Source organism: Turicibacter sp. T129, from assembly GCF_025594975.1.
GTDB classification, from domain to species: domain Bacteria; phylum Bacillota_I; class Bacilli_A; order MOL361; family Turicibacteraceae; genus Turicibacter; species Turicibacter bilis.
In genome coordinates this window covers 1-10,364 of the sequence record NZ_JAMQUU010000094.1, presented here as the reverse complement: position 1 = coordinate 10,364, position 10,364 = coordinate 1, and the positions used below count along the sequence as shown (strand labels likewise).

Here is a 10,364-nt window from a genome sequence, read left to right as displayed (position 1 = left end):
ATTATCTCCTACTCGATTGAGCTTAATGATTAGATGGTATTAATCTTCTGAACCTTCATTATCAGGCATATCTTCAGGAGTTGTCGGATTATTATTGACAGGTGGAGTTGTCGGATTATTATTGACAGGTGGAGTTGTCGAACCGCCTGCAGGACCTTTTGAAATCGTAATCGTTAATGTTGATCCTGGTGTAATTGAAGATCCGATTCCTGGATTTGAACCGATATATGCTCCACTTGGGATACTATCATGGAATTCTTCTTTAACTTTGACAGTTACTGAGTTTAGGGCAGCCCAAGCTTGATACTGACTAATGAAATCAGGTTCGTTTTTGAAGTTTGGTACAGTTAACTGTGCAGATGCAATAGTAACTGTTAATGTTTCACCAGGAAGTAATGTTCCACTAGCTGGTGATGTTGATAAGACAAGACCATTTGCTATCTCATTTGTCGGAGTCTCAGTATAGGATACTGTAATTCCATTTGCTTTTACCCAATCTTCTACTTGTTGCTTTGTCCAACCTTGCATATTTGGAATATCAACTGGTTTTGAGCAACTATCGCAATCGATCGTAATCGCATTTGAGTTTTCGCTTGTTAATGCTCCTGAATTTTCATAACGTGCCCGAATATAGAAGTCTTTATATTTAGACATATCCCCAATTGAAACATTATCGACTGTTAATGTATTACCTGTTGTTGAACCGAGTAGGATTTCATTTCCATAATGATTTGTGGCATAAACATCGTAAATCGTTTGTCCAATCGTTTGAATTTGTTTAATCATCATACGAAGTTGTGACTCAGTTGGATTTAATGTTGGCACTTGGCTAATCTTTGTTGCTTTAGTGGCTAGATCAGCTGCATAGCTAGCTTTTGATCGAGCCTCATCAAGTGTTAATGTGTAACCTTTAACATGATTCCAAGAGAACTGAAGAGCTGAGCCAGTGTAAGATCCTGTAAAGTTCTGTGGAGTATCTAATTGTTGGAAACGAGTAGATGTTCCGCTTGGTCCATATCCTTTAATAAATAATTCAGAGGATACATATTGGCTTGGTGTGAATTTCGATGGTGATAACACTTCGCCATCTTTATTTCCACTTTCTTGTTCAATGGTGTACGATTGGATACTACTTGGACGAGTTGGCTCTACATAACCTGCTGGATTTAAATACTTCATTAAAGTATTAAATACATACCAAGGTTTTGATTGTGTTGTTTGAGTAATATAACCATCTTTATTATGATTAAATCCAGTCCAAATAGCAGCCGTATAGTAGTTTGAATAACCGACAAACCAAGAATCACGAATAGCATTATCAGGGTAGCCATAAGTGGCACGATCTTTTGGATCTAGATTGGTTGTTCCTGTTTTTCCTGATAAGTACATACCACCAACATTGGCAGTTGTTCCTGTTCCATCTGTCATAACGGTATGTAACATATCTGTTAATAAGTAGGCTGTTTCTTCACTCATGGCACGATGTGATTCTTGATCAGCCTTAATCACTGTTCCATCGCTTGTTACAATCTTTTCAATCATAATGGGTTCGTTATAAATTCCACCATTTCCAAAGGTTGCATAAGCAGCTGCCATTTGTAATGGTGAGAATCCACTTGAAACACCACCAATTGCTGTTGATTCAAATAAAGATCCGTCTGCACTTAGTACTTCTGGTGAGAAAGTAAATCCGAGGTTTTCAGCAAATGTTTTCACATTATCAGCACCTGCTGCATTAAATGCTTTTACGGCTGGTACGTTTAATGATTTATTTAATGCATAACGAATAGTCATGCGACCTTGATAGATATGATTATAGTTATGAACAATTTGTCCACTTCCATCTTGGTAAGTATATAACTCATCATCAACAGTTGTACCTGTTCCCCATTTTAAGTATTCAATGGCAGGTCCATAGGCAAAGATTGGTTTTGCTGTTGAACCAGGTTGGCGTTGAAGTTGAGTGGCGAAATTTACCCCACGTTCGATACCTTCTTCATTCACCCCACCACCGATGGCACGAACTTGACCGGTTTGTGTATCCATAAACACAATACCCGATTGAATATCTGTTTTTGAATTCGCAAGCCCAGTAGCAGACCAGTCAACATAGTTGTTAGTATTTTGGATATCGTAGATGAGTTCTTGAGCTTCAGGATCCATGGTTGTATAAATTTGTAATCCTGAGTATGGATTTAAACCATATTTATTTTCAACTTCATTTAAGACAGCATCAATAAATGATTGATATTTTGTTTTATCAGTTGTTTCAGACTCAGTGTAGACTAGCATATCTGTAATAGGCTCAGCTGCTGCTAAGTCTGCTAAGTCTTGAGTAATGTAGCCATGCTTCACCATAAGTTTCAATACAGTATCACGACGTTTTTCAGTTGCATCTGCGTAATGATCGGGGCGATAGGTTGCAGGTGATTGAACGAGTCCTGCTAAAGTCGCTGCTTGTGCTAATGTTAAATCGTTAGCAGTTGTTCCAAAATAGTATTCTGCAGCTTTTTGAATCCCATTAACACTTCCTCCAAATGGAGAGTAGTTTAAATAGGCTTCAATGATTTGTTCTTTTGTTAAGACTTTTTCAATTTGAATAGATAAGTATAGCTCTTTAATTTTACGATCGATGCTTTTCTCACTTGTTAAGTGAGTTTGTTTAATTAACTGTTGAGTTAATGTACTTGCTCCTTGATCAAAGTCACCTGTTGAAAGATTAGATAGAGCTGCGATTAAGAAACGTTGCCAGTCGGCTCCTCCATGTTCATAGAACTTTGAATCTTCAGTTGCGACAATAGCATCAATTAAAACGGGAGAAATCTCATCATAAGAAACCCATTCACGTTTTTGAATTCCGAGTTCATCAAGCACATTTCCATCTTTATCATAAATAACTGTTGATTCGGTTGCATAAATTTTTGAGATATCTAGTTCTGGAGCTGTTTCAATTGTTTTGAAAATGATGAAGCTCCCAATCATCATTGCTGCAATTCCCCCCAGCAGCCCAACTAATACGAATGATTTAAAAATTGTTCCGATAGCTTGGAGTAGGGTGAGAGAGAATTTATTACCATTATTTTTCTTCATCTAAGTCACCGCCTTTACGATTATAAGAAAAGTTCTTCAACCACTTTTAAGTAATCGATTCTTGGAAAGGCACCTTCAGGAATTTTTGTTCCATATTGTGCAAATTCTTCACGCCTAATTGAGCGTCTATTACCTAATTTATATTCTTGCCAAAACTTTGCAAGGTTTTCACAAGGTAATAAATAAATTTCATTAAATTTTGAAAACTTCACGAGTAGAAACGTAATTCCACCATGTTTTTTAACTTCAATCATATGATTGACTTGATGTTCATGTAAGTTTTGTAAAGGAAAGATAGTAGCATTTGAAGTCTCTTTTGCTTCGAAATCAATATATCGCCCTTTAAAAATCCCATTAAAGTCAGTCGTTGATGGGGTGCGGAAGTAAGCCTCTGTGATGACAGCAGCCGCACGTTTAGGGTAATGAACTTTAACAATTTGAACAGGTGTTGGTTTTTTGTGGATGACAGCTTTGTTTGCTGCTAAATAGTGTTCATTTGATTTTGCTAAATCATCTTCAAAAGACATCCCACGTTTTCCAAATGAAATGGTTTTTTCACTCGTAAGTGTTGCTTTCTTTTTATGAGGATAATTTACCACAGAATTATACACCTCCTAAGTGTATATCTTATCAAATAAAAGGAAAAAAAGCTAACCTTTCATGATATTTCATCAGGAATTCACACAATTTTCAACGCTTATGGATATTATTAACAATTGACTTTTTTGAAGAAGTTTGACATAATAGTATTCCGATAGCATTCGGGTAATTGCGCTGTCATTTATGACGGTGAGGAAAGTCCATGCTCGCACAACCTGCGATGGTTGTAGTGTTCGTGCCTAACGAAACAATAAGTTAGGGCAGTCAAGTTTCTTGGCTGACGGCTGGGAAAATACCTAAGTCGTAAGATATGGTATGAGTACCTTTAAAAGTGCCACAGTGACGATGTCGATCGGAAACGAGAGACGTGGAACGGGTAAACCCCACGAGCGAGAAACCCAAATTTGGTAGGGGCACTCCTAAAGCGGAATTGAACGCATATGGGAGGTAGAGAGTCATCTCTACAGACAGATAATTACCACCTAAGTACGAGGAGGCATCCGTTTGAGTACGACGGTACAGAACATGGCTTACAGATTGCTATTTATGCACTAAATTAAACGATAAGGCACAACATTTAAGTTGTGCTTTTTTTAATGATTCTTTTAGACGAAAATGTATGAATTAATTAAATTGACTAAACATATGAATGATTAGAGATGAACAATTTGAAAAAATCTGAATAAACGATATGAAAAATAGTCATACCTTGAAAAAAATCCCTTTATTTACTTTTTTATTAAATATAGGTATGCTATTATTAATTTAGTTTGCTTTTATGGATGTTTATGGGAGGTGCCGAAATGGATTTTTCAAATAAAGAAAACAATCAACAATTAGCTGATTATTTGCGCGAACAACGTCAAAATCGCCATCTTAATTTAGAAGATGTAGCTGATAAGATTGGGGTTCCAATTCAGCATTTAAAAAATATTGAAAATGGAAATTTTGATCGCTTTGATACTTTTTATTTGAAAATGTATATTAAAAAATATGCAACATACTTATCATTGAATGTTGAGGAGTTATATCAACAGTTTTATGGGAGTCAAATTCAGAAAGAAGTTGAAGTGAAAATTCATAAACAAAAAGTGCAAAAACGTAATCGTAATTTAGGGCGCGTTGCAGGATTAGTATGTGCTGTTTTAGTCATTGCTCTTGGAGTCTTTTACGTAGTAGATGTGGTGAAAAATGCTACGCCTAAAGCGGACAATAATATTGTTATTAATAATCCAAATTCATCAGAGATGGTTGAAAAGGATGAAGAAACACCTGAAACACTAGAGGAAACACCCACACAAGTACCGGAAGAAAAACCACAACAGCCAGTTACAACAGTATCAATGGTTTCTCAACAAAGTAAGGAAGTTATTTTTGATATTGTTACAGATCAAACGGAAGCTGATTTGAAATTAGATTTTACTGCTCCTTGTTGGTTAAGTTTAAACTTAGGTGATCAAAGTTTAATTCCTGGAGAAACATATCAAGCGGGTGGGGTATTTGAACAAAAAATTGCAGGTGATCAATTTGGGACATTAGAGTTTAATGTTGGAGATGCAACAGCAGTTAAAATTTCAGTAAATAATCAAGTGATTGATTTTGAGCCTTCAACCCCCCATCAATACATAAAAATTAATATTAAAACTGAGTAGGTGAGAGAGTATGAACTTAGCAAATAAGCTAACGTTATTACGTGTTATTTTAATTCCATTTTTTATTGTTTGTTTTTATATTCCAAATTTAGTGGTAAATACGATTTCAGTAAATAATTATTTAATTCCATATGCTAATCTTTTAGGTTTAGTGATTTTCTTACTAGCGGCTATCACCGATTTTATTGATGGTTATATTGCTCGTAAATATAACATGATTACTGATTTTGGAAAGTTCATGGACCCATTAGCAGATAAACTATTAGTAACAGCTGCGTTATTAATCTTACTTGAAAATGGATTGATTGCGGGATGGGTTGTGTTTATTATTTTAGCACGTGAATTTATTGTTACCGGATTTAGAACGATTGCTGCTTCGAAAGGTGTTGTAATTGCTGCTGGATGGCTTGGCAAAATTAAAACGGTTGTTCAATTTATTATGATTTCAACGTTATTATTATTAAATTATCCATTTGAGTTATTTAATTGGCCAGTCGATCAAATCTTTGTTGCATTAGCTGTTGTTTTAACAGTAGCATCAGGAGTCGAATACATTTATAAGAACCTTCATATTTTTGATGAAGCTAAATAAAAACAAAAAAGCGAAAATTTGTTCGCTTTTTTGTTGCTTTTAAATAAAAAATAGTTTATTATTGAAATAAATTCGAGGAAATTTGCATCAAATTGGGTATGTTAAATGTAGATAAAAATATAAAATTGGAGGATTAACAATATGAGTAATAATCGTGAAGCAGCTTTAATGCAAGCTTTAAAAAGCATTGAAAAGCAATACGGTAAAGGCTCAGTTATGAAACTGGGTGAAAAAACAGATACGCGTATTGAAGTTGTATCGTCAGGATCATTAGCTTTAGATTCTGCTTTAGGTGTCGGTGGATATCCACGTGGACGTGTTGTAGAAATTTATGGACCAGAAAGTTCAGGTAAAACAACGTTTGCTTTACATGCGATTGCAGAAGTTCAAAAAGCTGGTGGAACAGCAGCGTTCATCGATGCAGAACATGCATTAGACCCGGCATATGCAGCTAAATTAGGTGTAGACACAGATGAATTATTAGTTTCACAACCTGATACAGGTGAACAAGCATTAGAAATTGCTGAAGCATTAGTTCGAAGTGGTGCAATCGATATTTTAGTTGTCGATTCAGTTGCAGCCCTTGTGCCACGTGCGGAAATTGAAGGTGAAATGGGAGACTCACACGTTGGGTTACAAGCTCGTTTAATGTCACAAGCCTTACGTAAGTTATCAGGGGCCATCAATACAACCAAAACGATTGCTATTTTTATTAACCAAATTCGTGAAAAAGTTGGAGTTATGTTTGGGAATCCTGAAGTAACACCTGGTGGACGTGCCTTAAAATTCTATTCAACAATTCGTTTAGAAGTACGCCGTGGAGAAACTATTAAATTAGGAACTGACATTGTTGGAAACGTCGCAAAAATAAAAGTGGTAAAAAATAAAGTGGCTCCACCTTTTAAAGCGGTTGAAGTAGACGTTATGTATGGTGAAGGAGTCTCTAAACAAGGTGAGATTTTAGACCTTGCAGTGGATTACAATATCATTGAGAAAAGTGGATCTTGGTATTCGTACAATGGTGAGAAAATGGGACAAGGACGTGAAAATGCGAAATTGTTCTTAAAAGAAAATCCATTTATTATGGAAGAGATTGCTGATTTAATCCGTGCGGAATTAAGTATTCCAACATCTAATGCTGAAGACATGATGTCAGAAGAATAAAAAGGTGTCTTTGAAGTTGAAACTACTTAAAAACTAAGTCTTAACAAAATTAAAAGATTAAAAGGAATTTAGTGATTGAAAAAACCTGAGAAAATAGACCAGTTGGGCGCTTTTTTCTCAGGTTTTTGTTTATTTTTGGATGATTTTTAGGACATTAATTTAATGATAGAGTCTTTTTTAGTTACCTCCAAAAATTGGGACACTTTTTTTAGATTGTAGTGGAATTCTTGACATGTTATTACAATAATATTAAAATAAACAATGTAGTATTATATCATAATACTAATTATCTTAAAACTATAGAGCCGTTAAATAGATCTATGGCGGATAATCGTATATCAAATAATTGGAGGTGTGCATATGATTGAATTTATCATCTCCATTTTGCTAGTAGGGATAGGGTTAGTTATTGGGTATTTTATGAGAAAGAAAGTGTATGAAGCTGAGTTAGAGAGAGCTCAACAAACAGCTACACATATAATCTCAAAAGCTGAAAAAGAAGCGGAATCAAAAAAGAAAGAAGCACTTTTAGAAACGAAAGAAGAAGTTCAACGACTTAAAGTTGATGCAGAACGTGACATTAAGGAGAAGAAAACGGAACTCGTACGTTTAGAAGAGCGTTTAGTACAACGAGAAGAGACGATTGATCGTCGTATTTTAAATTTAGAAAAGCGCGAAATTGCTCTTGAGAAAAAAGATGAAGCTATCGCTGAAAAACAACTCGAACTAAAAGAACTAAAAAGCAAAGTGGAAGAAACTTTAGAAGGACAACGACAAAAATTAGTCGAAATTTCAGGCTTAACAACAGAAGAAGCTCGTGACATTATCTTTAGACAAGTTGAAGATGAGATGTCTCACGAAGTTGCTAAGTACATTAAAGAAGAAGAAGAGAAAGCTCGTTTAGAAGCTGATAAAAAGGCGAAAGAATTAATCGTCTTAGCGATTCAAAAATATGCTTCAGAACAAACAAGTGATTACAGTGTCAATGTAGTGAACTTACCAAGTGATGAGATGAAGGGACGTATTATTGGTCGTGAAGGACGTAATATTCGTACGATTGAATCATTAACGGGGGTTGATTTAATCATCGATGATACGCCTGAAGCAGTCGTTTTATCATGTTTTGATCCAATCAGACGTGAAGTGGCGCGCATTACATTAGAAACATTAGTTCAAGATGGTCGAATTCATCCAGCGCGTATTGAAGAAATTGTAGAAAAGACACGTCGTGAAGTTGATTTACGTGTTCGTGAATACGGAGAAAATGCGGTATTTGAAGTTGGAATTGGAAAAGTTCATCCGGATTTAATGAAAATTTTAGGACGCTTAAATTATCGTACAAGTTATGGGCAAAATGTTTTAAAACACTCAATGGAAGTAGCTTTCTTATCAGGAATTATTGCTGCAGAACTTGGAGAAGATGTAAAGTTAGCAAAACGTGCCGGATTGCTTCATGATATCGGGAAAGCGGTTGATCATGAGGTTGAAGGTAGCCACGTTGAAATTGGTATTGAGTTGGCAACTCGTTATCGCGAACACCCAGTTGTTATCGATGGAATTGCATCTCACCATGGAGATCGTGAACCTCAAAGTTTAATTGCAGTCATTGTTGCAGCGGCAGATACATTATCGGCTGCAAGACCAGGTGCACGAAGTGAATCATTAGAGAACTACGTGAAACGTCTAGAGCAACTCGAAAATATTGCTTGTCGATTCGAAGGGGTTGAAAAAGCCTTTGCGATTCAGGCAGGACGTGAAGTACGTGTTGCGGTTATTCCTGAACAACTTGATGATGTTCAAGCACATCGTGTTGCGCGTGAAATTCGTCAAACGATTGAAAATGAGCTAGAGTATCCAGGAAATATTAAAATCACAGTTATTCGTGAAACTCGAGCTGTGGAAACTGCAAGATAACACGCTAAATTTATGTGATTGACTAAAGAGCTATTAATGTGTTAGCATTAATAGCTCTTTAATATGTATACTAATTCTATAAAAGTAAATACAGATTTTAAGTAACCACTAGAAAGGCTGATAGAATGAAAATTTTATTTATTGGAGACATTTATGGATCGCTAGGACGCCAAATGATTCAAGAACAATTACCGAAAATTAAGGAGACTTATAAACCTCACTTCATTATTGCAAATGGTGAAAATATTTCTCATGGAAAAGGAATTAATGAAAAGTATTATAAGTTTTTATTAGAGCAAGGTGTTAATGTGGTCACACTTGGAAACCATACGTGGGATAATCGTTCTATCTTTGATTTTATTGATGATGCAGATAAGTTAGTTCGACCAGCAAACTTCCCGGAATCAAATCCAGGAAAGGGTTTAACCTTTGTTAAGTTTAATTCACATGAAGTGGCTGTTATTTCAATCCAAGGACGTACATTTATGCCAATGATTAACTGTCCATTTGAAAAAGTTGAGCAGTTAGTTGAAGAGGCAAAGAAACGTACTAATATTATTTTTGTCGACTTCCACGCGGAAGCAACAAGTGAGAAAGTAGCTATGGGGTACTTCTTAGATGGACGTGTAAGTGCTGTTGTAGGAACACATACACACGTACCAACAGCTGATGATCGTGTTTTATCAAAAGGAACTGCTTATATTACTGATGTTGGAATGACAGGACCTTTAGATGGGGTAATCGGTGTTGAACGTGAAAATGTAATTAATAAGTTTCTAACTGGATTACCGATTCGTTTTAATGCTGTTGAACAAGGGGCAGCACAGTTAAATGCTGTCTTAGTTGATATTAATGAGAAGACGGGGAAAGCTTCATCTATTCAACGTATTAATTTGAAGAAAGAATCAACTTTATAAAAATTAGTCATGTATTAGGGTGAGAGAGCATAGACTTACTGTGTAAAACAAAACAGAGGGGGACTAGTATGGAAGTATTAAAAGTATCATCAAAATCTAATCCTAATTCAGTTGCGGGTGCTTTAGCAAATGCATTTCGTGAAAGAGGGCTTGTTGAAATTCAGGCAATTGGAGCAGGAGCATTAAATCAAGCAGTGAAAGCCATTGCTATTGCTAGAGGATATGTAGCACCGACTGGTAAAGATTTAATTTGTATTCCAGCGTTTACTGATATCTTAATTGATGGAGAAGAACGTACGGCAATTAAACTGATTGTTGAATCAAGACAATAGTTTTGAATCGAGTAGGAGATAATTAATTAATTTAATCATCGTCCTCTCACACCACCGTACGTACGGTTCCGTATACGGCGGTTCTATTTTTTGGGTAATTATG

General features: G+C 35.7%; 8 protein-coding genes and 1 other RNA gene. 7 read left to right on the top strand and 2 right to left on the bottom strand.

Annotation, left to right across the window (positions count from 1 at the left end):
• Nucleotides 1–39: 39 nt before the first annotated feature.
• Nucleotides 40–3,090 (bottom strand): transglycosylase domain-containing protein, encoded by a 3,051-nt coding sequence (locus tag NEH75_RS12755; protein WP_055305940.1) that lies wholly within the window; start codon nt 3,088–3,090, stop codon nt 40–42.
• Between the two features lie 20 nt (nt 3,091–3,110).
• Nucleotides 3,111–3,689, bottom strand: a complete 579-nt coding sequence (gene recU, locus NEH75_RS12750) for a Holliday junction resolvase RecU (protein ID WP_055305939.1) — start codon at nt 3,687–3,689, stop codon at nt 3,111–3,113.
• 158 nt (nt 3,690–3,847) lie between these two features.
• Here recU and rnpB point away from each other — a divergent pair.
• From rnpB to NEH75_RS12715, 7 genes are all read left to right on the top strand, one after another.
• Nucleotides 3,848–4,228, top strand: an RNA gene (gene rnpB / locus NEH75_RS12745) — RNase P RNA component class B.
• A gap of 265 nt (nt 4,229–4,493) precedes the next feature.
• Nucleotides 4,494–5,342, top strand: a complete 849-nt coding sequence (locus tag NEH75_RS12740; protein ID WP_055305938.1) for a helix-turn-helix domain-containing protein — start codon at nt 4,494–4,496, stop codon at nt 5,340–5,342.
• A gap of 10 nt (nt 5,343–5,352) precedes the next feature.
• Nucleotides 5,353–5,934: a CDP-diacylglycerol--glycerol-3-phosphate 3-phosphatidyltransferase gene (gene pgsA / locus NEH75_RS12735; protein ID WP_055243096.1), complete on the top strand. Its 582-nt coding sequence runs from the start codon at nt 5,353–5,355 to the stop codon at nt 5,932–5,934.
• Between the two features lie 141 nt (nt 5,935–6,075).
• Nucleotides 6,076–7,098, top strand: a complete 1,023-nt coding sequence (gene recA, locus NEH75_RS12730) for a recombinase RecA (protein WP_055305937.1) — start codon at nt 6,076–6,078, stop codon at nt 7,096–7,098.
• Between the two features lie 354 nt (nt 7,099–7,452).
• Nucleotides 7,453–9,012, top strand: a complete 1,560-nt coding sequence (gene rny, locus NEH75_RS12725) for a ribonuclease Y (protein WP_411039968.1) — start codon at nt 7,453–7,455, stop codon at nt 9,010–9,012.
• A gap of 125 nt (nt 9,013–9,137) precedes the next feature.
• On the top strand, nt 9,138–9,929 hold the full coding sequence (locus NEH75_RS12720) for a TIGR00282 family metallophosphoesterase (protein WP_055243090.1): 792 nt from the start codon (nt 9,138–9,140) through the stop codon (nt 9,927–9,929).
• A 68-nt stretch (nt 9,930–9,997) separates the two neighbouring features.
• Nucleotides 9,998–10,261, top strand: coding sequence for a stage V sporulation protein S (locus NEH75_RS12715; protein WP_006785428.1), 264 nt, complete (start codon nt 9,998–10,000; stop codon nt 10,259–10,261).
• Nucleotides 10,262–10,364: the final 103 nt, after the last annotated feature.

Coding starts and splice junctions, on each gene's coding strand:
- NEH75_RS12755 (WP_055305940.1), bottom strand. CDS start 3,090: ATGAAGAAAAATAATGGTAATAAATTCTCTCTCACCCTACTCCAAGCT.
- NEH75_RS12740 (WP_055305938.1), top strand. CDS start 4,494: ATGGATTTTTCAAATAAAGAAAACAATCAACAATTAGCTGATTATTTG.
- pgsA (WP_055243096.1), top strand. CDS start 5,353: ATGAACTTAGCAAATAAGCTAACGTTATTACGTGTTATTTTAATTCCA.
- recA (WP_055305937.1), top strand. CDS start 6,076: ATGAGTAATAATCGTGAAGCAGCTTTAATGCAAGCTTTAAAAAGCATT.
- NEH75_RS12720 (WP_055243090.1), top strand. CDS start 9,138: ATGAAAATTTTATTTATTGGAGACATTTATGGATCGCTAGGACGCCAA.
- NEH75_RS12715 (WP_006785428.1), top strand. CDS start 9,998: ATGGAAGTATTAAAAGTATCATCAAAATCTAATCCTAATTCAGTTGCG.